The sequence below is a fragment of the Streptomyces sp. NPDC091279 genome (assembly GCF_044757465.1).
Lineage (GTDB): Bacteria > Actinomycetota > Actinomycetes > Streptomycetales > Streptomycetaceae > Streptomyces.
Genome location: NZ_JBIVVA010000012.1, coordinates 125,825 through 151,087, shown reverse-complemented (window position 1 = coordinate 151,087; position 25,263 = coordinate 125,825). Strand labels below are relative to the sequence as shown.

The 25,263-nt window shown below is 72.6% G+C and carries 21 protein-coding genes; 7 read left to right on the top strand and 14 right to left on the bottom strand.

Annotated elements, in window-relative coordinates; genetic code table 11:
* Nucleotides 1-5: 5 nt before the first annotated feature.
* Nucleotides 6-767: a phosphoglyceromutase gene (locus tag ACIQOU_RS28765; RefSeq protein ID WP_401540950.1), complete on the bottom strand. Its 762-nt coding sequence runs from the start codon at nucleotides 765-767 to the stop codon at nucleotides 6-8.
* Between the two features lie 161 nt (nucleotides 768-928).
* Between ACIQOU_RS28765 and ACIQOU_RS28760 the strand changes: the two genes are divergently transcribed.
* On the top strand, nucleotides 929-2,245 hold the full coding sequence (locus tag ACIQOU_RS28760; RefSeq protein WP_401540947.1) for an MDR family MFS transporter: 1,317 nt from the start codon (nucleotides 929-931) through the stop codon (nucleotides 2,243-2,245).
* Nucleotides 2,246-2,321: 76 nt separating this feature from the next.
* On the opposite strand, the gene ACIQOU_RS28755 is transcribed toward ACIQOU_RS28760, so the two are convergent.
* The gene (locus ACIQOU_RS28755) at nucleotides 2,322-2,768 is read right to left on the bottom strand and encodes a DUF2000 family protein (protein ID WP_401540944.1); all 447 of its coding nucleotides are present in this window, start codon (nucleotides 2,766-2,768) and stop codon (nucleotides 2,322-2,324) included.
* Between the two features lie 49 nt (nucleotides 2,769-2,817).
* Between ACIQOU_RS28755 and ACIQOU_RS28750 the strand changes: the two genes are divergently transcribed.
* The gene (locus tag ACIQOU_RS28750; RefSeq protein WP_401540942.1) at nucleotides 2,818-3,648 is read left to right on the top strand and encodes an AraC family transcriptional regulator; all 831 of its coding nucleotides are present in this window, start codon (nucleotides 2,818-2,820) and stop codon (nucleotides 3,646-3,648) included.
* Here the strand turns inward: ACIQOU_RS28750 and ACIQOU_RS28745 are convergent.
* The 3 genes from ACIQOU_RS28745 to mshA all read right to left on the bottom strand — a co-directional run bounded on the left by ACIQOU_RS28745 (nucleotide 3,641) and on the right by mshA (nucleotide 6,535).
* Entirely contained in the window at nucleotides 3,641-4,441 is an 801-nt protein-coding gene (locus tag ACIQOU_RS28745) for a hypothetical protein (RefSeq protein ID WP_401540939.1), read from the bottom strand. The two genes, ACIQOU_RS28750 and ACIQOU_RS28745, sit on opposite strands and share 8 nt — an antisense overlap.
* Before the next feature lie 233 nt (nucleotides 4,442-4,674).
* Nucleotides 4,675-5,190 carry a YbjN domain-containing protein gene (locus ACIQOU_RS28740; RefSeq protein ID WP_401541301.1) on the bottom strand — a complete coding sequence of 172 codons (516 nt, stop codon included), beginning with the start codon at nucleotides 5,188-5,190 and terminating at the stop codon, nucleotides 4,675-4,677.
* A 7-nt stretch (nucleotides 5,191-5,197) separates the two neighbouring features.
* On the bottom strand, nucleotides 5,198-6,535 hold the full coding sequence (mshA, locus tag ACIQOU_RS28735) for a D-inositol-3-phosphate glycosyltransferase (protein WP_401540937.1): 1,338 nt from the start codon (nucleotides 6,533-6,535) through the stop codon (nucleotides 5,198-5,200).
* A 265-nt stretch (nucleotides 6,536-6,800) separates the two neighbouring features.
* On the opposite strand from mshA, the gene ACIQOU_RS28730 reads away from it, so the two are divergent.
* From ACIQOU_RS28730 to ACIQOU_RS28720, 3 genes are all read left to right on the top strand, one after another.
* Nucleotides 6,801-7,619, top strand: a complete 819-nt coding sequence (locus ACIQOU_RS28730) for a class I SAM-dependent methyltransferase (RefSeq protein WP_401540934.1) — start codon at nucleotides 6,801-6,803, stop codon at nucleotides 7,617-7,619.
* A gap of 460 nt (nucleotides 7,620-8,079) precedes the next feature.
* Nucleotides 8,080-9,213, top strand: coding sequence for an NlpC/P60 family protein (locus ACIQOU_RS28725; protein WP_401541299.1), 1,134 nt, complete (start codon nucleotides 8,080-8,082; stop codon nucleotides 9,211-9,213).
* A 652-nt stretch (nucleotides 9,214-9,865) separates the two neighbouring features.
* Nucleotides 9,866-11,359 carry a PP2C family protein-serine/threonine phosphatase gene (locus tag ACIQOU_RS28720; RefSeq protein WP_401540932.1) on the top strand — a complete coding sequence of 498 codons (1,494 nt, stop codon included), beginning with the start codon at nucleotides 9,866-9,868 and terminating at the stop codon, nucleotides 11,357-11,359.
* Between the two features lie 20 nt (nucleotides 11,360-11,379).
* Here ACIQOU_RS28720 and ACIQOU_RS28715 read toward each other — a convergent pair whose 3' ends face one another.
* The 4 genes from ACIQOU_RS28715 to ACIQOU_RS28700 all read right to left on the bottom strand — a co-directional run bounded on the left by ACIQOU_RS28715 (nucleotide 11,380) and on the right by ACIQOU_RS28700 (nucleotide 14,367).
* Nucleotides 11,380-11,712, bottom strand: coding sequence for a DUF2516 family protein (locus tag ACIQOU_RS28715; protein ID WP_401540931.1), 333 nt, complete (start codon nucleotides 11,710-11,712; stop codon nucleotides 11,380-11,382).
* Between the two features lie 191 nt (nucleotides 11,713-11,903).
* Entirely contained in the window at nucleotides 11,904-12,569 is a 666-nt protein-coding gene (locus tag ACIQOU_RS28710; RefSeq protein WP_401540930.1) for a hypothetical protein, read from the bottom strand.
* A 95-nt stretch (nucleotides 12,570-12,664) separates the two neighbouring features.
* Nucleotides 12,665-13,153, bottom strand: a complete 489-nt coding sequence (locus tag ACIQOU_RS28705; RefSeq protein WP_401540927.1) for a helix-turn-helix domain-containing protein — start codon at nucleotides 13,151-13,153, stop codon at nucleotides 12,665-12,667.
* Nucleotides 13,154-13,245: 92 nt separating this feature from the next.
* Complete coding sequence (locus ACIQOU_RS28700) at nucleotides 13,246-14,367, bottom strand: FAD-dependent oxidoreductase (protein WP_401540924.1); 1,122 nt, start codon at nucleotides 14,365-14,367, stop codon at nucleotides 13,246-13,248.
* 89 nt (nucleotides 14,368-14,456) lie between these two features.
* On the opposite strand from ACIQOU_RS28700, the gene ACIQOU_RS28695 reads away from it, so the two are divergent.
* A complete protein-coding gene (locus ACIQOU_RS28695; protein ID WP_401540922.1) occupies nucleotides 14,457-15,149 on the top strand; it encodes a TetR/AcrR family transcriptional regulator in 693 nt (230 codons plus the stop codon).
* Between the two features lie 153 nt (nucleotides 15,150-15,302).
* Here the strand turns inward: ACIQOU_RS28695 and ACIQOU_RS28690 are convergent, their stop codons facing one another.
* Together ACIQOU_RS28690 and ACIQOU_RS28685 are read right to left on the bottom strand one after the other, a co-directional pair.
* Nucleotides 15,303-18,290 carry an NACHT domain-containing protein gene (locus ACIQOU_RS28690; RefSeq protein ID WP_401540919.1) on the bottom strand — a complete coding sequence of 996 codons (2,988 nt, stop codon included), beginning with the start codon at nucleotides 18,288-18,290 and terminating at the stop codon, nucleotides 15,303-15,305.
* Nucleotides 18,291-18,330: 40 nt separating this feature from the next.
* Nucleotides 18,331-18,642, bottom strand: coding sequence for a trypco2 family protein (locus ACIQOU_RS28685; protein WP_401540916.1), 312 nt, complete (start codon nucleotides 18,640-18,642; stop codon nucleotides 18,331-18,333).
* Nucleotides 18,643-18,902: 260 nt separating this feature from the next.
* On the opposite strand from ACIQOU_RS28685, the gene ACIQOU_RS28680 reads away from it, so the two are divergent.
* Nucleotides 18,903-19,811 carry an aminoglycoside phosphotransferase family protein gene (locus ACIQOU_RS28680; RefSeq protein WP_401540913.1) on the top strand — a complete coding sequence of 303 codons (909 nt, stop codon included), beginning with the start codon at nucleotides 18,903-18,905 and terminating at the stop codon, nucleotides 19,809-19,811.
* A 243-nt stretch (nucleotides 19,812-20,054) separates the two neighbouring features.
* Here ACIQOU_RS28680 and ACIQOU_RS28675 read toward each other — a convergent pair whose 3' ends face one another.
* From ACIQOU_RS28675 to ACIQOU_RS28665, 3 genes are all read right to left on the bottom strand, one after another.
* Entirely contained in the window at nucleotides 20,055-22,142 is a 2,088-nt protein-coding gene (locus ACIQOU_RS28675; RefSeq protein WP_401540911.1) for a HelD family protein, read from the bottom strand.
* Between the two features lie 137 nt (nucleotides 22,143-22,279).
* The gene (locus ACIQOU_RS28670) at nucleotides 22,280-22,873 is read right to left on the bottom strand and encodes a helix-turn-helix domain-containing protein (protein ID WP_401541296.1); all 594 of its coding nucleotides are present in this window, start codon (nucleotides 22,871-22,873) and stop codon (nucleotides 22,280-22,282) included.
* 258 nt (nucleotides 22,874-23,131) lie between these two features.
* Nucleotides 23,132-25,165 carry a phosphotransferase family protein gene (locus ACIQOU_RS28665; protein ID WP_401541293.1) on the bottom strand — a complete coding sequence of 678 codons (2,034 nt, stop codon included), beginning with the start codon at nucleotides 25,163-25,165 and terminating at the stop codon, nucleotides 23,132-23,134.
* Nucleotides 25,166-25,263: the final 98 nt, after the last annotated feature.

The following is a 25,263-nucleotide window of genomic DNA, read 5'->3' as shown; positions in this document are numbered from 1 at the left end:
TCGCGTTACTTCTTCTTTCCCTGGTTCTTGACCGCCTCGATCGCCGCCGCCGCCGCGGACGGGTCGAGGTAGGTGCCGCCCGGGGTCAACGGCTTGAAGGCCGCGTCCAGTTCGTAGGCGAGGGGGATGCCGGTGGGGATGTTGAGGCCGGCGATGTCGGCGTCGGAGATGCCGTCGAGGTGCTTGACCAGGGCGCGCAGGCTGTTGCCGTGGGCGGCGACGAGGACCGTGCGGCCGGTCAGGAGGTCGGGGACGATGCCGTCGTACCAGTACGGCAGCATGCGCTGGACGACGTCCTTGAGGCACTCGGTGCGCGGCCGCAGCTCCGGCGGGATCGCGGCGTAACGCGGGTCGTCCGACTGGGAGAACTCGGTGCCGTCCTCCAGGGCGGGCGGCGGGGTGTCGTAGGACCGGCGCCACAGCATGAACTGTTCCTCGCCGAACTCGGCGAGCGTCTGCGCCTTGTCCTTGCCCTGGAGGGCGCCGTAGTGGCGTTCGTTCAGGCGCCAGGAGCGGTGGACGGGAATCCAGTGGCGGTCGGCGGACTCCAGCGCCAGCTGGGCCGTGCGGATCGCGCGCTTCTGGAGGGACGTGTGGACCACGTCGGGCAGCAGGCCGGCGTCCTTGAGCAGCTCACCGCCGCGGACCGCCTCCTTCTCGCCCTTCTCGTTCAGGTTGACGTCCACCCAGCCGGTGAACAGGTTCTTGGCGTTCCACTCGCTCTCGCCGTGGCGGAGGAGGATCAGCTTGTACGGTGCGTCGGCCATGAGGCAGAGCGTAATCCACCGGTTCGGGGCCCGCCGCAGCCGCCCGCGCGGTCGGACGGTTGACGGCGTTTGCTAATTGGGTGGCTCATCCGAGCGCACCGGAAGTAATGTCCGTTCGTCCACTAGGACACTTACGCGTCGATGTCCGTCCCGGGGGAACCATGCCGCTCGCCAGCCTCAGCCGCGCCGCCCGTGAGAGCGTCTCGGGGCTGCCCCGGGCGTTCTGGTGGCTGTGGCTCAGCACGCTGGTCAACCGGCTCGGCGGGTTCGTCTCCGCCTTCATGGCGCTCTATCTGACCCTCGACCGCGGCTACAGCGCCACCTACGCCGGTCTCGTCGCCTCCCTGTACGGGCTCGGCGGGGTGGTCGCGTCGCTCGGGGCCGGCGTGCTGACGGACCGGCTCGGGCGGCGGCCCACCCTGCTGATCGCGCAGTCCTCGGCGTCGGCGTCGGTCGCGCTGCTGGGCTTCATGCACCATCCGGCCGCGATCGCCGCCGTCGCGTTCCTGGTCGGCATGGCGACGAGCGCGTCACGCCCCGCGGTGCAGGCGATGATGGCGGACATCGTCCGCCCCGAGGACCGGGTGCGGGCCTTCTCCCTCAACTACTGGGCGATCAACCTCGGGTTCGCCGTCTCCTCGATGTCGGCCGGGTTCATCGCCGAGTACAGCTATCTCGCCGGGTTCCTGATCGAGGCCGGGATGACGGCGGCCTGCGCGGTCGTCGTCTTCCTGCGGCTGCCGGAGTCCCGCCCCACGCGGGCGCCGGCCGGGAAGGCCGGGCCCGGGATCGGCCTCGGCACGGTGCTGCGCGACGGGCGGTTCATGTCCGTCGTCGGACTGTCGTTCCTGATCCTGGTGGTCTTCCAGCAGAGTTCGTCGGGGCTGCCGGTCGCGATGGGCCTGGCCGGGTTCACGCCCGCCGACTACGGCACGGCCATCGCCGTCAACGGCCTGCTGATCGTCCTGTTGCAGATCCCGGTCACCCGGTTCATCGAACACCGCGACCCGGGACGGCTGCTGATCCTCTCGTCCCTGCTGGCGGGGTACGGCTTCGGGCTCACCGCGTTCGCCGGGTCGGTCGGCGCCTTCATCCTCACCGTCTCCGTGTGGACCCTCGCCGAGATGGTGAACGCCCCGACCCAGACCGGCCTGGTCGTCCGCCTCTCCCCGGCCGACGGCCGAGGCCGCTACCAGGGCGTCTACCTCCTCGCCCCCTCGCTCTCCGCCCTGGTGGCCCCCCTCCTGTCCGGCACGGTCATCGACCACCTCGGCGCGGGCCGGCTGTGGGCCCTGTGCGCGGGCATCGGCACGGTGGCGGCGCTGGGGTACGCGGGGTTGATGCGGAGGGTGCCCGCCGGAGAGACGATCACAGGAGCCACCGAGGCAACGACGCCGAGGGCGGCCCCCGCCCCCACCACCGGGAACACCGCCGTACCGTCGAGGGCCCACCCGGCGACGGAGACCGACGCCGGGTGAGCAGCGGGGCCGGCCCGGCGCACCGGAGGGGCCCCGCCGGGCGCTCCCTGTCCAAGGCATAGGAGGCCGCCTCCCCTCACGGATGCATCCGCGCCCCCTTCACCACCTTGTCCACCCCGTTGCGCGCCCCGTAGACCGCGAGGCCGACGAGGTCGAGGTCGGGGGTCGGGACCGCGCGGACCGCGGCTCGGTTGGCCTCGTCGTGGCCGGTCGCGAAGAGGTCGGCGGTGAAGATCGCGCGGGGCAGGGCGCGGGTGAGGGCCCGGGTGTGGGCCGCGGCCAGCACTTCCCTGGTGCCCTCGAAGACCAGCACCGGCTGGCGGAACATGGGCAGGTAGCCGACCCCGTCGGCGTCCTCGTACGGTGCGCCGATCACCTCGGGCAGCTGCGAGCCCAGGCCGCTGACCAGGAACGACGTGACGTTCAGCCGCTGCCACACCGCCAGGTCAAAACGGAGCAGCACGGCGATCTTCGTATCGAAACGGGGCGCGTTCATGTCGTTCATGTCGTTCGTGTCGTTCATGGGGTGAGACTGCCGATCCGGGCGCCCGCGCGTCTTGTACGTTCTTTGCATGGCCCCCGTACCGCGTCCTCGGCGGGAGGTGTCCGCCTGGCGCCCCCGGATCTCCGGTGTGGTGGAGGTGTTCCACGCCCGGTTCACCGAGTACGCCTACCCGATGCACGTCCACGACGCGTGGACGCTGCTCATCGTCGACGACGGCGCCGTCCGCTACGACCTCGACCGGCACGCGCACGGCACCCCGGACGACGCCGTGACCCTGCTGCCCCCGCACGTCCCGCACAACGGCGCCGCCGCCACGTCGGCCGGTTTCCGCAAGCGCGTCGTCTACCTGGACGCCACCCACCTCCCCGACGACCTGATCGGACCGGCCGTCGACGCCCCCGACCTGCGTGACCCGCTGCTGCGCCGACGCGTCGGGCAACTGCACACCGCGCTCACCCGGCCCGGCGAGGAGTGGGAGGCGGACAGCAGGCTGACGCTCATCGGCGAGCGGTTGCGGGCGCATCTCGCCGCCCGCCCGGTCGTCGAGGCCGCCGCCGATCCCGTACTCGCCCGGCGGCTGCGCGAGTTGCTCGACGAGAACGTCGTCGACGGCCTCGCCCTCGACGCCGCGGCCGCGCTGCTGCACGCCCATCCCGCCCATCTGGTACGGGCGTTCAGCCGCGCGTACGGCATCGCACCGCACCAGTACCTGATGTCCCGCCGGGTCGGCCGGGCCCGCCGACTGCTGCTCGACGGGCACGCGCCGGGTGAGGTGGCCGCGCTGACCGGCTTCTACGACCAGGCCCATCTCACCCGGCACTTCGGGAAGTTGGTGGGCGTGCCACCGGGGCGTTATCGGGCGGGGATGCCCAACGGCCGTTCGGCGGGCCTCACTTGACGTCGACGTAGTCGCCGGCCGCCGTCGCGCCGCCGGTGGTGTCGGTCTCGCCGAACGTCCAGCGCCAGTAACCGTCGCCCGCCGCCGTGACCGTCGTCTTCAGGGCGCCCGTCGAACTCGCCTTCACCGTCCTGACGTTGGTGTAGGTGCTCGTGCCCGCCTTGCGGAACTGGAGCCTGGCCGACCTGCCCGCGAACCCGGTGTACGCGTGCTTCACCCAGTCCGCCCGGGTGATCCTGCCGGTGACGGTGAGCTTCTTGCCCTTGACGACCGGCTCGGGCGAGGCGTTGACGGTGACCTTCGCGGCCCGCTTGACACGGACGGTGCCGAAGCCGGTCTGGTACTCCGTGCTCTTCGGGTGGCCGCCACCCTTTTCCCAGATTCGGGTCATGATCGCGATCTTCCAGGTCGTCGCGTCGCTGTTGGAGCGCAGGGCCTGGCGCGGCTGGATGAACATGGCGCCGTCGCAGGTGCCGTCGTCGTAGTAAGTGACCATGCTCGGCACGTAGTTGTCGCCGCTGGTGAAAGCCTTGGCAGCCGTGGTGCCGTGGTAGAGGTACGGCCAGGCGTCCCTCTCCGACCACTTGGACCCGGACGGCCACCGCACGTTGTACGTGAACTCGGGCATGACGTCGGCCGTGGTACCCACGATGATGGACTTGCCCTTGTCGGTCATGGCCATGTTCCACACCTTGATGCCCGTGCTCGCCGCCTCCGCGGGCGGCGCGGTGAACGCCCCCAGGGCGAGGGTCGCCGCGACTACGACCGCGGAGCCGGATCTGCCTGCGCGCATGCACTGCCTCTTCGTAAGTGAGAGACCGGCGCCGCCCCGGCCCCGACCCGGCTGGTTCCGGTGTGAGTTCGGTGTGGCCCCGGTAAGGAAAGAGTGAATCCGCGCAGATTAACAGGCCCCGCATGTCGGACACTTCGGGATTCCGGCGCCCAACTGGGGCCGGACGCCGGCCAGTCAGGTGACGGTCAGGCAGCCGTCAGCCACTGGGGCCCTGAAGGACAGTCCGTCGGGCGTCAGGCCGTCGGGCGGTTGATGAGGTGGGTGAACGCGTCGAGGTTGCGGGTCGGCTCGCCGCGCGACACCCGCCACGCGTACTCCTTGCGGATCGCGGACGCGAACCCCAGCTCCAGAAGGGAGTTGAAGGCGCCGTCGGCGGCCTGAAGGACCTGGCCGAGCAGCCGGTCGGTCTCCTCGGGCGTGATCGCCGACAGCGGCAGACGGCCGGTGACATAGACGTCGCCGAGCGGGTCGACCGCGTAACTCACGCCGTACAGCTTGAGGTTGTGCTCCAGGAGCCAGCGGTGGACGCCGGATTCGTTCTCGTCGGGGTGGCGGATGACGAAGGCGTTCAGGGAGAGGGAGTGGCGGCCGACGCGCAGGGAGACGGTCGTCGACAGTTTGCGGGTGCCGGGGAGCTTGACGACATAGGTGCCGGGCTCGGGGCTCTCCCACTCCAGGTCGTCGTCGTTCAGGACGGCCTCGACGGCCGCCACGGCCGCCTGTTGCGCGTCGGGCCCGGAGCCGGCCATGGAGGGATCAGCCATGGAGGGAGCGTACGCGACGCCGGTGCGCCTGCGTCGCCGCCGTGTACACGTCGGCCGTGGCCGCCGCCGAGGCGTCCCAGCCGAAGGACTGGGCGTGCCGGGCCGCGTTCGCGCCGAGGCGGGCGGCGAGGTGCGGTTCGTCGGCGAAGGCGCCCAGCACGCGCGCGTACGCGGCCGGGTCGTGCCCCTGGACCAGGAACCCGGTCTCGCCGTCCCGCACGGCCACCGGCAGCCCCCCGACGGAGGCGGCGAGCACCGGCGTCCCGGCCGCCTGCGCCTCTATCGCGACCAGCCCGAACGACTCGCTGTACGACGGCATGACCAGCAGCGACGCCGCCCGGAACCAGTCCGCGAGCTGGTCCTGCCCGACCGGCGGCCGGAACCGTACGACGTCGGCGATGCCGAGCCTGGCCGCGAGCTTCTGCAAGCCCTCCGGCTTGGCGAGGCCGCTGCCGCTGGGGCCGCCGACCACCGGGACGACGATCCGGCTCCGCAGCTCGGGCCGCTCGTCGAGGAGCACGGCCACCGCGCGCAGCAGCACGTCAGGCGCCTTGAGGGGCTGTATGCGGCCCGCGAAGAGGGGGATCAGGGCGTCCTGCGGGAGGCCGAGCCGGTCGCGGGCGGCGGCGCGGCCGTCGGCGGGCCGGAAGCGTTCGAGGTTGACGCCCGGGTGGACGACGGCGACCTTGTCGCGCTCCGCGCCGTAGTGCCGTTCCAACTCTTCCGCCTCTTCGGCGGTGTTGGCGATCAGCCGGTCGGCGGCGGCGACGATCTGGGTCTCGCCGATGACGCGGGCGGCGGGCTCGGGGGTGTCGCCGTCGGCCAGGCTGGCGTTCTTCACCTTGGCCATGGTGTGCATGGCGTGCACCAGGGGGGCGCCCCAGCGCTGGGCGGCCAGCCAGCCGACGTGACCGGAGAGCCAGTAGTGCGAGTGGACGAGGTCGTAGTACCCGGGGCGGTGACCGGCCCACGCCTGCATCACTCCGTGGGTGAACGCGCAGAGCTGGGCCGGGAGTTCCTCCTTGGCGAGACCTTCGTAGGGGCCGGCGTCGACGTGCCGCACGAGGACGCCGGGGGCGAGTTCGACGGTCGGCGGGAGGGACGCGGCGGTCGCGCGGGTGAAGATCTCGACCTCGATGTTGATCGCCGCGAGGCGCTGTGCCAGCTCCACGATGTAGACGTTCATGCCGCCGGCGTCGCCGGTGCCGGGCTGGTGGAGGGGCGAGGTGTGCACGGAGAGCATGGCGACGCGGCGTGCGCGACGGTTCAGCCTGCGCCGCGAGGGGGCGACCGGGGAGCGCCGCCCGAGCCTGCCGACGTACTGGCTCACGTGGCGTTCCTCCTCGTTTCGGCCGTGCCCGAAGAAGGGCCCGGTACGCCCTCCAAGGCGGTTCAACAGTGACCGGCCCGATTCCCATTCCCCCTCGCGGCTTTTTGTCGAATCATTACCTTGCGCCATTGAATCGCTCAAACGTTCGACAACCGCCACCCACCCCACCCGCCTGTCCGCCCACCCGTTCGACTCCGACGCCCCCCACGCACCACCCGAAGCCCGCACCTCCCCTCCCCTCCGGACCCCGCCTACCCTCGTAGCCATGACAGCCCGCGCCGCCGCCCGCCCCGTGGGAACCGTGACGCGCGGCACCACCAACCCCAACCGGCTGCGCCGCATGGACCGCTGGATCGCCGCCACCCACGGCGCCGAGCTGCGCCGCGCCGCCGACCCGGTCGCCGTCGACCTCGGCTACGGCGCCGCCCCCTGGACCGCCGTCGAACTCCTCGGCCGACTGCGCGCCGTCGCCCCGCACGCGCGCGTGGTGGGCGTCGAGATCGAACCGGCCCGGGTCGCGGCGGCGAAACCCTACGAGCGCGACGGCCTCGTCTTCCGGCACGGCGGCTTCGAGATCCCCCTCACCCGGCGCCCGTCCCTGGTACGCGCCGCGAACGTGCTGCGCCAGTACGACGAGGACCAGGTCGCCGCCGTCTGGGAACGGCTCTGCGCGCGCCTCGCCCCGGCCGACCCCGCGAGCGGCTCCCGGGGCGGGCTGCTCGTCGAGGGCACCTGCGACGAGATCGGGCGCCGGCACGTGTGGGTCGCGCTCGGCCCCGAGGGCCCCCGGACGGTCACCTTCGCGACCCGGCTCGGCTCGCTGGACCGCCCCTCCGACCTGGCCGAACGGCTCCCGAAGGCGCTCATCCACCGCAACGTCCCCGGCGAGCCCGTGCACGCCTTCCTCCGTGACTTCGACCGCGCGTGGGCCGCCGCCGCGCCCTACGCCTCCTACGGCGCCCGCCAACGCTGGCTGCGCACCGTCCGCGCCCTGACCGCCGACTGGCCGGTGACCGACGGCCCGACACGCTGGCGCCAGGGCGAAGTCACCGTGCGGTGGGGGGCGTTGGCCCCCAGGGGCTGACCCGAGGGCACCGGGCAACCCCTAGGGGACTCGTCAACAGGCACCCCGCCAGGGTGAACGGCGTCCCGCGTTCCGTTGTGCCGGGAACGATCCCCATGCGTGGTTCGTCGCATAGGCGGGGAGATCGTCACGGGGAGCTGGCCGCGGGGGGCCATGGGGAGTTAGTCAAGGGGCCTTCAGCGCAAGGGAGTTCAGCGCGGGGGCTTGTCGAACGGGGGCCGGGAAGGGAGGGGAAGTCCGACTTCCGGCAACCTCTGTCGTTTTGAGCAACACCGTGGCACGATCCCCCGGGTGACCTTAAGTAACTGACAGTGAACCAGGTGGGGGAATTTGCATGGGCACGGGTGCGGGTGTGAGTACGGGCGCGAGAACGAGGTCCGGTGTGGGGGCGGGGGCCGGTAGAAGTACGGGGACGGGTCCAAGCGCGGGCCCGGACAAGGGTGCGGGTATGGGCGCGGGTATGGGCGCGGGCACGCCCAGGCGCCGCCGCCTACTCACCGTCGCCACGACCCTCGCGTCCGCCACAGCCGTCGTCTGCGCGGTCACCGCGCTGACCGTGCTGGCGGCACCGACAACGGCGTTCGCGGCCCCCACCCCGAACCCGTCACCGTCGGCCTCGGCCTCCCTCTCCCCCGGCGCCTCACCAACTCCCGTCGCTGACAAGGAACTTGAGACCGTCCGCGAGAAACTGGACAAGCTCTACCACGAGGCCGCCGTCGCCACGGACGCCTACAACGCGGCCGAGGAGAAGTCCGAGCAACAGTCCGCGGCGATCGCCGAGGTGGCGAAGAGCATCGTCGAGGGCCAGAAGAAACTGGCCGATCTGAAGAAGCGCGCGGGCGCTGCGGCGGCGGCCCAGTATCGCAACGGCGGCCTGCCGGACGAGGCCTATCTGCTGCTCAGCAACGACCCGAGCACGTTTCTGAACGGCGCGGGCCGGGTGCTCCAGGCGCAGCGCGCGACCAAGGGCCTGATCGGTGAAGTGGCCCAGACCCAGCGGGACTTGGAGCAGTACTCCCAGGACGCCTCGGCCCAGTGGCAGGAGCTGGAGGCGCACCGCAAGGCGAAGGACAGCGCCCGCAAGAAGATAAAGAAGCGGATCGCGGAGGCCGAGAAGCTCGAATCCCGGCTGGCGAAGAGGGAGAAGGAGCGGCTCGCGGAGTTGGAGGCGGCGGCCGCTCAGCAGGCGCAGACGGCATGGCTGGACTCCGGCGTTCTCGACGAGGTCGGGAGCAAGGCGTCGGCCGCGGGCAAGGACGCCGTCGCGTACGCCACCGCCCAGATCGGCAAGGCGTACGAGTGGGGCGCCGAGGGCCCGGACACCTACGACTGCTCCGGGTTGACGTCCCAGGCCTGGGCGAGCGCCGGTTCCCCGATCCCCCGGACCTCGCAGGAACAGTGGAAGCAGCTGAAACACGTCAAGGTGCAGGACATGCGCCCCGGTGACCTGGTCATCTACTTCGCCGACGCCAGCCACGTCGCGCTGTACGTCGGCGACGGCACCATCGTGCACGCCCCCCGCCCGGGCCGCACGGTAACCCTCACGGGCGCCGGCTCCATGCCAATCCTCGGCGTGGTCCGCCCAGACGCGTAAGCCCGGCCAACGCGAGCCGACGGCGCACGCAGCCCAACGCAGCCTGCACACGCAAGCCCGGACACCAACACGGGCCCGGACGCCGACGCGGGGCCGGACGCGCGAGCCCGAATGCCCACGCGGGGACGGGCACGTGAGACCAGCCGTCACCTCGAACCCGACGCATAAGACAAGGCATCGCCTCAGACCGAGCGCCTGAGACCACATGCCCCGTCGGACCAGGCCCACGAAACCGCACCCCGTGCGTGCACGACCACGCCCACCCAACCGCACCCCGTGCAAGACCGGCCCCAGCCCCACCGAACCGCACCTCACACGCAACCGGCCCCAGCCCCACCGAACCGCACCTCACGCGTAACCGCCCGCAGGAATCCGGCCGTCGGCGCGGAACCGTGTGTATGAGACCCGCGCCACGTGACCCACCCCACCCGGGCTTGATCCCAAACTCTGGCGGGACGTGACGTTCGTCATCCCCCCTGCCCGGCCCCCTGTCCAACTGCGTTACGGATCGCGGCATATGACGGTGGCTGGGTGCCAAGGGCCGTGGCCCGCGCCATTCCACTGTGGCGCCGACTACCGCTATGGTCCCCGTCGGTGGTTCGAGGTCCCTCGCTCCGCCATGCCCTCGGGGGGAGGGAAGGAACCCAGGAAGATGCCCGTACCCGTACCACGGCAGCGAGCCATCCCGGCCGTGGAGTGTGGTCAGGCGCCGGCCGCGCCTCCCGGTGGCGGCCCCTCCATGGAAGAGGCTCCGCACACTCCGGACAGCACGACGGCCCCGCAGACCACGGCTCCGCACGACACCGCGACGCCGGACGTCCCGGCCCCGCGCGACGCAGCCCAGCCCGGCACGGCAGCACAGCCCGGCCCGACGACGCCCGGCACCACGACGCCGCACACCCCGGCGCCGCAGAGCCCCCTGCCCAAGAGCACCCCCGGCACGCCCGCGGGCGCCACCGGCGGCCCAGGCCCCCAGCTCACGCTGCTCCTCATCGAGGACGACCCCGGCGGCACCACCGTCGTGCCCGAACTGCGCGACGCCGCCGACCGCCCCATCCGGGTCCGCAGCGCCCGCAACCTCACCGAGGCCGAACGGCTGCTCACCGACGACGTCCACTGCATCCTGCTGGACCTCGCGCTGCCCGCGCAGGGCCGGCCCGACCTCGCCGACACCGACGAGCTGGCCGTGCTCCGGCACGTCCTGGAACTGGCCCCCCGGCACGCCGTCCTCGCCCTCACCGCCTCCGGTGACGCCGAACGCGGCGCCGAAGCCGTCCGAGTCGGCGCCCAGGACTACCTTTTCCGGGATGAACTGGACGCCCGCCTGCTGAGCCGCGCGATCCGTTACGCCGTCGAACGCAAGCGCTCCGACACGGCCGAACGACGGCTCGCCGAGGGCCGGGTCCGCGCGCAGGAGAACCGGCGCCTGGAACGCGGCCTGCTGCCGACCCCGCTGCTCGACGGCTCCCCGCTGCGGTTCGCGGCCCGCTACCGCCCCGGCCGGTCCCGCGCGCTGCTCGGCGGCGACTTCTACGACGTCGTCCGCACCCCGGACGGCACCGTGCACGCCATGATCGGCGACGTCTGCGGCCACGGCCCGGACGAGGCGGCGCTCGGCGTGGAGCTGCGGATCGCGTGGCGGGCACTGACGTTGGCCGGCCTGTGCGGCGACGAACTGCTGGGCACGCTCCAGCAGGTCCTGGAGCACGAGCGGTCGGACGACGAGATCTTCGCGACCCTGTGCGCGGTCGACATCGCGCCGGACGGCCGCCGGGCGGGCCTGTGCCTGGCCGGTCACCCGTCGCCGCTGGTCGCCCGCCCGGGCCGCCCGGCCAAGCTGCTCCCCTACGACAACAACGGCCCCGCCCTCGGCCTGCTGCCGGGCGCACGCTGGCCGAGGATGCAGGTGGAGCTGGGCGCGGAGTGGAGCCTGATGCTCTACACCGACGGTCTGATCGAGGGCCGGACCGGCGCGGGCCTCGAACGGCTCGGCCAGGACGGCATGGTCGAGATGGTCCGCCGTCAGCTCGCCGAGGGCCTGCGCGGCGAGGCCCTGCTGCGGGCCGCCGTCAACGAGGTGCGCGACCTCAACGGCGGCGAACTCACCGACGACGTGGCGGTCCTGCTCCTGGACCGCACGCCGTGACGTCCGCGCCGCCCCGGTCCCTACCGGCCGCCGTTGTACGGGCCGTAGGGGCCGTCGCTGCTGGAGCCTCTCCGGCTGCGCCCGCCGCCGGAGAGGCCGCGCAGGGCGGGCCGCACGTCGACCATGTACACGATCGTCGCGATGAGGCCGATGACCGGCAGGAACGACAGGATGCCGAAGATCAGGTTCACCACGAAGGCGATGGCGAGGACGATCATCCAGAACGGCTTGGTCTGCTTGTCGGCCGCGCGGTAGGCGTCCGTGCGCCGCGTGGCGGCGTCGATCAACGCGAAGCCGCTGAACACGAGCAGGGCCATGCTCAGCAGCGACATGAAGCTTGCGAACCCCTGCATCAACACAACGTCCACCACCCGAGTCGACTCGTCCGTACGCGGTCACCGTACCCGTTGGCACGACCCGCTACCGGATGAACGGGCCGGACTCTCCAGGAGTGCCCGACCCGCCCAATTGAAAGCTATTTCTCTTCTTTGGTCATCTTGCGACGGTCTACGACCACTTATGACCGTCTGAACACGCCTGAACGCTACTTCGCGGGCGGCGTCGTCTTCTTGGCGGCGGGCTTGCGCACGGGCGCCTTCTTGGCGGCGGCCTTCTTGGGAGCGGGAGCAGGAGCGGCGGCGACCGGCGCCGGGGCGACCGGGGCGGGCGCGGGCTTCTCCTCCTTGACCTCGACCGGCTCGGCCTTCGGCTCGACGGCGATGGCGAAGTCCTCGATCTCCTCGGCGGCCTCGCCGCGCCAGGTCCGCACGGTCTGCTCGCCGTGCTCGGCAACCTTCTCGTAGGTCTCGCGCGCCTTGACGGCGTACTCGGCGGCGACGCCGACCCCGCGCAGCGCGAGGTCCTGGGCGGACTCGCCGAGCTTCTTCAGGTCGGCGTCGATCGTGCTGCCGAGCTTCTTGATGTCGCCGTCGAGGGAGTTGATGAACTCGGAGACCTTGCCCTGGAAGGTCTCCTGCGTCTCCTTGACCTTGGCACCGGCCTCCTTGGCGCGGGCCTGGGCCTTCTCCTGGACGGCCTTCGGGTCGGTGTTGCGCACGGCGTCGATCCGCGCGGGCGCCTCGGCGCGCAGCTGCTCCACCAGCACGGGCACCTTCTTGGCCTGCTGGAACGCCAGGTCGGCGGTGCCGGCGGCGAAGTACAGCGGCGTCGGGTCGCTGAGGGTCTTACGGAGGTCGTCGGTGATGGCCATGGTGATGGTCCTCCCGGGGTCGCTGTCAGCTGAGGGTTTTTGTCGTCCCGCGTCGGACGAGGGCCGCCGGTGCGACGCGCTGCGGGCGCGTCCGGTCAGCCGTCGGACTGCTGCGGGTCGTCGTTCTGGGTGGTACGGGGTCTTCCGCGGGGCGGAGGAGCGGCCTCACCAGGCTCGACGTCATCGACGTGAACCTCGTCGGCGCCCTCCGGTCCCTCCGTATCGGCCTCGATCCCGAACCCGTTCTCCTTGCGGAAGGACTCGTAGATCTGGAGCAGCACCTGCTTCTGCCGCTCGTTGAGCGTGGGATCGGCGAGGACGACCGCACGTGTCTCGACCTCGTCCCGGTCCCGCTCGGCGTCGAGGATGCCGGCGCGCACGTAGAGCGTCTCGGCGGAGATCCGCAGCGCCTTGGCGACCTGCTGCAACACCTCGGCGCTCGGCTTGCGCAGCCCGCGTTCGATCTGGCTCAGATACGGATTCGACACCCCGGCGGCATCGGCGAGCTGCCGCAACGACAGCTGCGCGGTGCGCCGCTGCTCACGGAGGTACTCGCCGAGGTTGCCGACGTTGAGCGATGCCATACCCCCACCATGCCCCACCCTTGCTAACTCTTGCAAGCACCCCGCTTGCAAAAGTACTCCAACCCGGGGACCCGACGAACCGCCGGCGCAGCTCAGCCCCCCTGAACCCCATCGAACAGCGCAAGCGCCTCTCCCGGGTCCGGGCCTACCAAGCGCTTCAGGCCCGTCGTCGTGATCCTCGCCCATTTGTTCGCTCGGGCCCACATGCGTTGTTCGAAGGCGTGGATGGTCTCGGTGAGGTCGGTGGGGTCGGTGGTGAGGGACTCGGCGAGGTCGGTGCCGTCCAGCATCGCGAGGTTGGCGCCCGCACCCAAGGGGGGCATCAGGTGGGCGGCGTCGCCGAGCAGGGTCACGCCGGGGACGTGGGGCCAGGTGTGGGACACGGGCAGGGTGTAGAGGGGGCGCGGGACGAACTCGGTGCCGTGGCGCAGGAGGTCGAGGACCGGAGCGGCCCAGCCGTCGAACAGGGCCAGCAGGCTCGACCGCGCCTCCTCGACGTCGGCCAGCGCCAGGTCCAGGTCCGTTCGCTCCAGCGGCGCGCGGAACTGGGCGTACACCTTGACGTGGCCGCCGCTGTTGCGCTGGGCGACGAGCGCCCGGTTGACGCCGTACACGGCCATCGAACCGGCGCCGACCAGCCGGGCGAGGTCGGGGTGGCGGGTGCCGACGTCGTCCAGGGAGGTTTCGACCGAGGTGACGCCGGTGTGGTGCGGGGTCACCGGCGAGAGGGCCGGGCGGACCCGGGACCAGGCGCCGTCCGCGCCGACCACGAGGTCGAACGTCTCCTGACGCCCGTCCGCGCAGTGGACCCGCACGCCGTCCCGGCCCCCCGGCACCACCCGCGTCACCTCCCACCCCCACCGGACGTCGAGAGGGCCGAGCAGCAGGTCACGGAGTTGACCGCGGTCGATCTCGGGGTTGGCCCGGTCGTCCGGGCGGGGTGGCCAGTCGCGCAGGACGGTCCCGTCGGTGTCCAGGATGCGCATGGCCTGCCCCTCGGGTCGGGACAGCGCCCGGAACTCCGCCAGCAGCCCCGCCTTCTCCAGCGCGAGCTGGCCCATCCCTTCATGCAGGTCCAGCGTGCCGCCCGGGGGACGGGCGTCGGGGCCGGGATCGCGTTCGAGGACGGTGACGGGGTGGCCGTGGCGGTGCAGGACACGGGCGAAGGAAAGGCCGCCGGGGCCGCCCCCGACCACTGCGATGCGTCGTCTCATGTCGATACACTGTATTGACTAGATACATCGCATCGCAAGAGTGCGGCGCATCGCACCGGTATGCCGTATCGCACCGGTACGGTGTGGGCATGACTGTCTGGGACCGGCCGGAGCCGCCGACTCACCCCGTGCCGCTCGACCGGGAGCGGATCGTCGCCGCCGCCCTCGCCCTGGCCGACGCGGGCGGGTTGGAGGCGGTGTCGTTGCGCAAGGTCGCGGCCCGTCTGGACGCCGGTCCGATGCGGCTGTACCGATACATCTCCACCAAGGAGGAACTGTTCGACCTCATGGTGGACGCCGTGCAGGCCGAGATCCTCCCCGAGGAGCGGCCCGGTGACTGGCGGGAGGCCCTGCGCGGCCTCGCCGAGCGCACCCGGCAGACCGCCCTTCGTCATGTGTGGCTGGCGGATCTGCTCGGCGGGCGTCCGACCCTGGGCCCGAACGGCCTCGCCGTCACCGAGGCCACCTTGTCGGCGTTCGACGACCTCACCGACGTTGACACCGTTCTGCGTGCCGTGGAGACGGTCAGCGCCTACTTCATCGGCGCGATCCGGCGCGAGGTCGCGAACCTGCGGGCCGAGCGCGCCACGGGCCTGTCCAAGCGTGACTGGCAGCGCGCCCACGGTCCGCACGTGACGAACATGCTGGCCTCCGGCCGCTTCCCGGCCCTGGCCAAGGTCGTGTACGACGGCACCGACGTCGACGCCGAGACGTCCTTCACGACCGGCCTGGACTGGGTCCTCGACGCCGTGGCCGTCAAACTGCCCCGCCCCTCGGCCTGACGCCCAGCCTCACCGCAGGTGAGCGGCGCCTCGTCCGCCGGCATGTGATCGCGGGCGCCCGGAACGTGGGCCGGGCCGTTCTGTCTGATCAGGATGGCGTGGCCGGGGAACCGTTGCCCCTCCTGTCGCACAGGCCTGTCCTCCGTGTGCGCCTCACGTGGAACGGCCGGGCCGGGGCTGGTAGCCCGTGTCCAGAACGGGGTTGTCGGACAGGTCGGTGCCCAGGCGTTCGATCAGGGCGTGGACGGCGTCCACGCGGGCGGAGAGGGCCAGGAGGCGGGGCTCGGCCAGGGTCGGGGCGTCGGTCATGGCGTCGGTCAGGAGGGCGACCAGGGGCTTGGCCGCGTCCAGGCGGTCGCGGATGTCCAGGGTGGCGTCGTTGGCGAGGGCGTAGAGGGGGTCGGCGGCGCGGGCGTCTCCGCGTTCGGCCAGCTCACAGGCGACGTCCAGGCGGTCGCGGCCGGACAGGGCGGGGTTCTGGGCCAGGACGTACAGGGCGTCGGCGGCACGGGGGTCCTGGAGATGCACCAGGGCCGCGGCGGCGTTGAGACGTTCCGAATCCCAGCTCAGGGTCGGGTCGTTGACCAGCGTGTACAGGGGGTCGGCGGCACGGGGGTCGTCGAGGTACGCCAGTGAGATGGCGGCGCCCACCCGGGCGTCGCTCTCCACGCCGGTGTCCTGGGCCAGGGCGTGCAGGAGGTCGGCGGCGCGGTGGTCGTCCAGTTCCGCCAGTGCGTCGGCCGCGTTCATGTGGTCGATGTCGTCCAGGTCGGGGTCGGTGGCCAGGGCGTTCAGGAGGTCGGCGGCGCGGGCGTCTCCGACGTCCATCAGGGAGGTGGCGGCGTCCACGCGGTCGTCGCCGTCCAGGGATCTGTTCCGGGCCAGCCGGTGCAGGCGGTCGGCGGTGGAGCGGAGGAGGTGGTCGGGGAGGGCGGTCCCCAGCTGGGCCAGCTCGGAGATGAAGTCGCAGCCCCGGACGCCGGAGCGGGCCAGCCGGTTGAGGTACCGGGGGCCCGCCGTGACCCCGCTGAGGTGCGCGGCGTCGAGGAGGAAACCGACGTAGGAGGGGTCTTCACGCGGGGTTTCCCAGTACCTGGTGCCCCACACCCGGGGTGCGATGCCGAGGTCGCGGCCGGAGGGCCCGTACCGGTCGGACTGGTCGAAGACCCGGCGCAGCACCTGGGCTCCGGTGCGTGGGTCGTCCATCACGTGGCGGGCGGCGAGGTGCTCCTGGAGGGTCTGATGGAGGAAGACCAGGTCACCGGAGTGTGCGGTGAGTTGGCCGCTGCCGCGCAGGGCCGCGTCGAGGAACGCGTTCCAGTCGTCGGCGGGTACCCGTTCGGGGCGCCGGGCGCTGGGGTGGGACTGGACGATGTCGACGGCGGGCCGGGTGTCGCCGGACTGCTGGCGGGCGGCCGCGAGGTGACCGGTGAGGGCGGGGAGGTGGTTCAGGGTGGCCTCGGCCCGCGCGGACGCGGCGGGGCCGTAGCGGTCCACGCCCGCGAGGAGGCGGGCGGAGCGGGCCGACGCGTCGAAGGCGTGCTGGTGCCGGTGGAGGAGGGTGGTGAAGCGGTCGTAGATCTCCCCGCGCCCGCCGGCCAGGGGCTGGTCGGGGGCGGTGGCGTGGAGTTGGCAGAGCATCGCGGCCATCAACGGCACCCGGGCGACGGCCGCGAGGCGGCTGTGGTCCAGCTCCACGGCGAACCGCTCCGCCGCGTCCCCGGGGTCCGGCAGACCGACGGCCCTGAACCAGCCGTCGGCGACCCTCGGCAGGTCGTCGTCGCCGAAAGGTTGCAGGTCGTAGCGGGGCACGTCGGGTCCGAGGGGGTCCAGGGTGCCGTCCGGCAGGGGGCGGGTGGCGATCACGAACCGGTACAGGTCCCGGTCGTCGCCGTCTCCGACCCTGGCCACCCTCGTCAGGACCCGGTGCCGCGCCGCCGGGTCGCTGACCTCGTCCAGGCCGTCGACGAGCACCAGCCAGCGCACGCCCGGCTGCGGGGCGGTGGCGAACAGCTCCGGGGGGACGACGTCGTTGAGGCCATGGTGGGCGAGGGCTGCGGTCACCGCCTCGGACAGCGCGCGCCGCAGGGGCAGTTCGGCGGTCAGGGCGGCGGCGGGCACCAGCACCGGGAGCACCGGGCCGCCCTCGCCGTCGAGGAACCGTGCGGCGCCCTCGGCCATGCGGGTGCGCAGCAGGCTGGACTTGCCGCCGCCAGGACCGGCCACGACCACGCAGGTCGGCGGATCGGCGAGAACGGCGTCGGCGGGCGTCGCCCCCGACACGGCGCCGTGGGCAGCGGCGTCGTGGTCCCGCCGCCGGACCCGTTGGCGCAGGTAGACGGCGGCGAGTGGGGGCGCGGTGCCGGGCAGGACACCGGCGTAGGGGTGTTCGACGGCGGCGCGGTGGGCCGCCGTCAGGAACTCCGTCAGCAGCCGGGCCGTCGGGCTGGCGTGCTCCAGGCGCAGGTCGATCCCGTGCTCGGCCAGGGTGTCGCGGAATCCGGGAAGCCCGGCCAGGGCGCTGAGGGCGACCGCGCCCAGCACACTGGCGTCCCGCGCGATGGGGCGGTCGGTGGCCAGTACCCCGACGAGCGACGGACCGCAGAACAACGCCGTTCCCGAACTGCCCGCCCAGCCCGAACCGCCCGCCCGGGCGCGGGGCACGACGCCCGTGTCGACGTGCACGGTGAGCATGCCCGACCGGCGTGCGTGCAGGGCGTCCACGTGACCGCGCACCGGCATGGTGTCGCGCCGCCCGTCGGGACGCGCCTCGGCGTCCGGGAACCCCAGCCCCACGCAGGGCACCGTGTCCTGGCCGGTGATCCGCCCGAACCGGACCGCCCCTTCCAACCCGCCCACCCCGTGCGGGCCTTCGATGACCAGCAGCGCGGCGTCATGGTCGGGCGCAGCATCCAGGTCCACCGGTCGGCGCGGCCAGCACCAGGTCGCCGCCAACCACCCGGTGCGCTGCGGGACTTGGAGCGGCCGGACCTCGACGCGCCCGCCGGGCGGCACGTGCGCCAGCACGTGGAACGACGTCAACACCAGCCGTTCGGCCAGCAGATACCCGGTACCCACCCGCCCGGTACCGGCCCGCCCGCCGTCGGGAGCCCATACTTCGACGACCCGGGCCTGATCCATCCCCCACCCCCGTGCTCAGTGCGTCAGCGGGCCGCGATGCTCACAACGGCCGTTGCGCGGACCGGGCGTGGATGCGCGCGTCCTCGCCCGCGTCGTCGACCGGCTGCAAGGTGAGTTTGATCCGTTGGACGGTGCCGGAGCCGGCCGTGCCACGGGCCTCCGCCGACCAGGGCAGCACGAACACCTTCGCCGTGGCCCCGGCCTCCTTGCGCACCTCGACGGAGAACTCCAGCTCCACCGGCCCCGCCCGGAACGCCAGCGGTTCGCCCGCGCCCTCCTCCATGGCCTGCTGCAACTGGGCACGGATCGCGCCGACCGCCTCACCCAGCTCCGCCCACGGCTCCGACCCCACGACCGTCCTCCACCCGTTCAACCAGCCTGACAGCACAGCTGAGTTCACCGTAATGCAGGACGCCGAACGACGACGAGCGGTTCACCTCGTCGAACTCCATGCGGCGGGCGAAGAGTCGGCGCAGCGCGGTCGCGCCGGGGTCGGTGCCCGGGAGCAGCCTCCCCCGTTACCCGGCGGCCCGCGTTATCCGGTGGCCCGCGTTATCCGGTGGCCCGCGTTATCCGGTGGCCTGCCGCTCCCCCAGCCGTGAGACTTCCGGCGTGATGCTTCACGAGAACGAGATCCCGGCCGACGAGGCCCTGGTCAGGTCCCTGCTGACGGCGCAGCGCCCCGAGTGGGCCGACCTGCCGTTGGCCTGGGCGGGCGCGGGCACCGACAACACCCTGTACCGGCTGGGCGACGGCCTCCTCGTCCGGCTCCCCCGCACCCACGACAACGCGCGGGCCCTGCGCAAGGAGCAGTACTGGCTGCCCCGCCTCGCGCCGCACCTCACCCGCACGATCCCCGAGCCCGTCCACACCGGCACTCCGACCGACGTCTTCCCGCTCGTCTGGTCGGTCCACCGTTGGATCGACGGCACCGAACCGGGCCAGGACACCGTCCACGACTGGATCGCGTTCGGGGAGGAACTGGCGTCCTTCGTAAGGGAGTTGCATGCCACCGACCTCATGGGGGCGACCCGCGCGGACGGCCTCGACGGGTACCGGGGCGGCAGCCTGCGCGCCTGCGACGAACAGGTCGGCCGGGATCTCGCCGCCTGCCGGGCCACCCTGGGCGAGGAACTCGACCTCGACACGTTGCGCCGGCTGTGGGAGGCCGCCCGCGCCCTGCCCGAGCCGGCCGCGCCGCACGGCTGGCTCCACGGGGACCTCAAACCCACCAACCTGCTGGTCAGGGGCGGTGCGCTGCACGCGGTCATCGACTTCGGCGGCCTCACCGTCGGCGCCCCCGACGCCGAACACGCCCCGCTCTGGGATTTCCCGCCCCCGGCCCGCCGGGCCTACTGGAACGCCCTGGACCTCGACACCCCGACCTGGACCCGCGCCCGCGCCTGGTCCCTCGCCATCGCCCTCAGCGGACTGACCTACTACCGGCACACGTTCCCGGAATTCGCGACGGAGTGCCGAGCCCGACTTGAGGCGATCCTCGCGGACGCGAACGGCCGTTGAGGGAAGGGGCGTTGGAGGCCGGCTGCCGCACGAGAACCGCTGGCACCTCTCCAGGCGGCCCCGGTGTTCGCGCGGCTGCGCGAGGCGCACGAACAGATCGCCTCCGTCGTCGAGGAAGAGAAGTTGATCCCCCTCCTCCTCGACGCCTCGTAAGACCCCGGTCGGCCGTTGTCGTCACCCCGGCCAGGACGACAACGGCCCTTGCGCGCCCCCGCGTCCGCGCCAACTGCCCGCCCGTTCCCGCTAGAACGGCAACGGGCGCTCGTGCACCACGTCCAGCCTCGACACCGCTCGGGTCAGTACGACGTACAGCCGGTGGGGGCCGCGTTCCTCCGCCTCCGCGATCGCGGCCGGTTCGACGGCGACGACGTGGTCGTACTCAAGTCCCTTGACCAGAGAGGCCGGAACGACCGAGAGTCGGGACCCGACGACACCCTCGGCCACCTCCCCCACCCCCGCCGCCTCCAACTCCTCCCGCACCCACGGCACGTCCGCGTCCGCCGCGAGCACCCCGACCGAGCCCTCCCGTGCCAGCGCGTCGCGAACGGCGTCCACGACCGCCCCCGCCAACCCGCCGCCCGTCACCTCTCGCAGCCTCAACTCACCGTCCCTGCGCAGGGATTCACCCGGCTCCACGTCCACGTCGAGCCGTTCCAGGAGCCGGTTGGCAAGCCCGACGATCGCCGCCGGGACCCGGAATCCGGTGGTCAGCGGCACGACGGAGGCGTCCGGCACACCGAGGTGGCGCAGGGAGGTCCGCCAACTGCGGGCGGCCCAGGGGGTCGTGCCCTGCGCCAGGTCGCCGAGGACGGTGAGCGAACCGAACGCGGCCCGGCGTGCGATCGCCCGGCACTCCATCGGGGAGAGGTCCTGCGCCTCGTCGACGACGATGTGCCCGTATCCCTCGGGGTGTTCGATCAGCCCGGCGACCTCGTCGAGCAGCACGAGATCGGCGGCCGACCACCGCGCCGACTTCCACGACCGGGGCGGCCTGTCCCACAGCAGGGCCCGCTGCTCGTCCGCGTCGAGCAGTCCGTCCGCCGACTCCGCCAACACCGCTGCCTCTGAGAGGAGTTGGACCACCACTTGGTCCGGGCGGACCCGTGGCCACACGGCGTCGACGTACTCGCTCACCTGCCGGGCCCGTGACATCCGCTGGGCCCAGGCGTTCGTCTGCGGTCCGGCACGACGTTCGGCCTGGTGTCGCAGGGTGCGTACCACCCGGGTGCGTACCCGTTCCCGGCCCACGGCGTAGGGCGGTTGCTCGGCGCGGACGTCGGCCACGATCTGCCGGAGCTGCTCGTCCGACACCCGCCAACGGTACGAACCATCGGCGATCGCAAGGGAGTTGACCTCGCCGCCGCCCACCCAGGCGTACAGGGCCCGGCGCAGCACCTCCGCCATCCGGGCGTCGTGCTTGACGGCGGCGGCCCGCGCGCTGTCCGTCCCGGTGACCGGATGCCGGGCGATCTCGTCCCGCAGGGTGGCCTGCCGCACCTCGAACTCCCCCAGCGCGGGCAGGACTTGGGCGATGTACGACAGGAACGCCCGGTGCGGGCCCAGGACCAGCAGGCCGCCGCGTCGGATGCGATGCGGGTGGGTGTAGAGCAGGTAGGCGGCGCGGTGCAGGCCGACGGCGGTCTTGCCGGTGCCCGGGGCGCCCTGCACACAGACGGAGACGCCGATTCCGGCGCGGACGAGGTCGTCCTGCTCGGGCTGGATGGTCGCGGCGATGTCCCGCATGGGGCCGACCCGTGGCCGTTCGATCTCCCGCGCGACGATGGCGCTGACCTGCGACTTCCCCTTCCCCAGGGGCTCGTCCTCCAGGCCGGTCAGATCGGCCGGGTCACCGAGGCTGCCGGGCGCCCACCCGAAGCGCCGGCGCACCTCGACGCCTCGCGGGTCACCGGCGCTCGCCTGATAGAAGGCGCGGGAGACGGGGGCCCGCCAGTCGACGACGAGGGGCGGGGCGGCCGTTTCCTCGGTGATGCGCAACCGGCCGATGCGGTAGCTCTGCCCGGCATGGTCACCGGCGTCCGGGCCGAAGTCCAACCGGCCGAAGAACAAGGGGCCTTGGGGCAGTTCGCGCATCTCCTTCGCCTTGCTGCGCAGTCGGTGTCCGAGCACCTCGGCATCGGCGCCGGACGCGGACACGTCCTCCCCGGCGACAACCTGCTCGTCCGCCCCGTCGACCATCGCCGCGAGCGCGGCCCGGCACCGTTCGTGATGCGCACGTTCACCGGCGAGGGCGCGACGGAGGTCGGGAGGGGAGGGCGGGTGTGAGCGCGAGGGCGGTGGCGAGGGCGGGCGCGCGGGGTCGGCTGACGTCATACGGACCAGGGTAACCAGAAAACGTTACCCGGTTAAATATTTTACCGAGACTCATTCCGCCGAGCCCAGCCACCACCCCACCGAGGTCGGCCACCACCCCACCGGGGCCCCAGACCGCCGGGGCCCCGACCGCCGGGTCACCCCTCCCCGTCCTCCCCGTCCTCCCCCAGCAGCCCCCGCACCGCCCCCTCCAGCACGCCGAACGCCCGCTCGGCCGCCCGTACCGCGCTCTCCCGCACGTCCGCCGCGCGCTCGCCGCCCGCGATCCGGCGCCAGTTGTCGAGGGCGAGAATCCGTTGGACGGCGATGATCTGCCCGGCGGCGAGCCGTGCGTCGAGGGTGCCGCCGAGGGCCCGCGCCAACGCCTCCTCGGATCGTTCCATGTGCCCGTAGGCCCGTACGACCAGGGAGGGAGTCCCGTACAGCAACGAGTGGAAGGCGAGCACCTCGGGCACCTCGCACAACCCGGTGACGGGGTCGAACCGCTCCAGACCCGCGAGGAAGTTCCGGCGCAGCGCGGCGACGGGCTCGGCCTGACCGGCGACGATCCGGGCGGCCTCGTCCTCGTGATCGGCGATCCGGTACAGGACCAGGTCTTCCTTGGCCGGGAAGTACCGGAAGAGCGTCGGCTTGGAGATCCCGGCCTCGGCGGCGACCTCCGCGACCGACACCGCGTCGAACCCCTTCTCCAGGAACAGTCGAACGGCGGTGTCGGAGACGTCCTCGTACATCCGCCGCTTCTTGCGCTCCCGCAGCCCGACCGCACCGGCGTCCACCCCGGCGGCCGTCCCGCCCTCGCCCGACCCACCCGCACCCGTCTTCCTCATGGCCGCGAGCCTACGGGCCGACCCGAGCCGAACCCCGACGCCCCGTCCCCTACGGGCTGACCCCCACGGGCCGTCCACTAAGGTCCGCCCCCTACGGGCTGCCCCCCACGGCCCGTCCCCTAGGGACTGCCCCCTAATGTCCGTCCCCTACGGCCCCGTCCCCTAGGTGAGGGTGCGGGAGAGGTGCGGGTTGGGGGTGGCTCGGGAGGGCAGGCCGAGGGAGCTGATCGCGGCCGCCAGGGTCATCGCGTACGAGTCCACCGCCCGGCGGACGTTGGGCGCGTCCAGCCCTGACCCCGTGACCAGCCGGTCGAGGTCGACGTAGGCGGAGCGGACGATCTCCACCCAGCGGTAGACGCGCCAGTCCCGTTGCCAGCCGACCGTGTACCGCTCGGGCAGACCGCTCTCCCAGCGGCGGAACATCCGGTGGCGGATCTCCGGCCGGGTGGGGGTGAGGTGCATGTGGCGGACGAGGTCGTAGAGGGGGTCGCCGACCAGGGCCATCTCCCAGTCGATGACGGTGAGGGCGAGGCGGTCGTCGCGGCGCACCAGGTTCCAGGGGTTGAGGTCGCCGTGCAGGAGGGCGGGCGCGCGGTGGCTCACCTCGTGCCGGGCCAGGATCTCGCGCAGACGTTCCGCGTCGGGCAGCCCGAGGGTGCGGGCCAGTTGCTGGGAGTCCTTGGGCAACTCCGAGACCAGCAGCACCAGTTGCTCGCGCAGCCAGCGGTGGAAGCCGCCCTCGCCTGCCGCCGGGTCGACCTGCTTGTAGTCGACGTTGGTCAGCGCGCGGAGCTGGTCGACGAGGCTGTCGGCCTCGTGCGGGAGCAGCCCGTGCACGGGGTGGCTCGGCAGCCGGTCGATGTCCCGGTCGCCGACGTAGGTGTGGATGGCGAACGGGTCCTCGCGCGAACTGGTCCCCAGGGCCAGCACCCGGGGCGCGGCGACCTCGACGCCCGACCGCTCGATGGCGCCGAGCACCGCGTGCTCGCTCAGATAACGGGGCTCGCGGCGCAGTTGCCGGCCCACCTTGCGGCGGACGACGACCGGGAAATCGACGTCCGGCACCCAGACCACCGTGTTGAGGTGCGCCGTTCCCTTGAAGACGCGGTGGGCCGGTGCCGCGCCCTCCTCGACGAGGGCCCGGTCGACGGCCGCCGCCGGGAAGTCGTCGCGTGTGCGCAGGCGCCGGTCGCGGCTCCAGCGGATCGTGGGGCGGGCCCGGGTGCCGTCCGGTCCGGTGCCGGGGTGTGCGGCGCGCCAGCGGAAGAGGATGCCCTCGATCTCGGCGGGTTCGGGGAGGTTGCGCAGCCGGAGCGGTTCGGCGGCCAGGAGCAGCGCGTCGCGCACCGCGCCGGTGGCCTCGTCAAGAACGCGCTGGTCGGGGCGGCCGCGCAGGGAGTCGGCCGCGCGCATCACGTCGGGGTAGACGGACTGGGCGTGTTCGAAGTCGACGTAGTGGCGCAGGTCCTTGGCGAGGCCGCTGACGGCGGCGGGCCTGGCCTCCCCCATCGCCCGCTCCCACGCCCCGGTGACCTCGGGCCACTGCCCGGCCGGGTACCGCATCCGCACCAGATGCGTGGCGAGGTCGTGCAACGGGTCGCCGTAGGCCGCGAGTTCCCAGTCGACGCAGATCAGGGGCGGGTCTCCGTCGAGGGACAGGATCAGGTTGTCGCGGTGCAGATCGCCGTGCAGCAGGCTGAACGGCCGCCGGGTCAGGGCCGGGACGCGCTCGGCGAACCGGACGAGCGCGTCCTCCGGAAGCCCGAGGGCCGCGAACAACCCGCCGAATAACGCCCAGTTGGGCCGCCGGATCTGAACGTCCGCCTCGTGGGCCAGCGTGCGCAGAAACCCTTGGCTGTCCCGGTTGGGCGGCCGCCCCGACGGCAACTCGGGCAACGACTCCCGGCGCACCCGCGTCAACAGCGCGAGCTGCCGCGCCAGTTCGGCCACGAGGGGGGAGGCGACGGGGGCGTCGTTCGCGTGGACGGTGGAGAGGGGGACGCCGTCCACATGGCTGTGGACGACGAAGCCGTTCCCTCGAAAGAGGCAGCGGGGAACGTGCGGCAGGACCCCCCGGAGGGTGTCGAGCACCGGCGCCTCGTCGGGCCAGGTCCTGATCACCACGGGGAGCGCGTCGGGGCGCCGGACGCGCACGGTGACGTTCGTCCCGGTGGCCCGGCCGACCAACGCCGCCATCTCGGGGGTCAGCGGCAGGACGTAGTTCTGGTGGTGATGGCCGGGGACGGCCACCCCCTGCGTCCGCGCCAGCGCCAGGAACTCACTGGCGGCCCGGC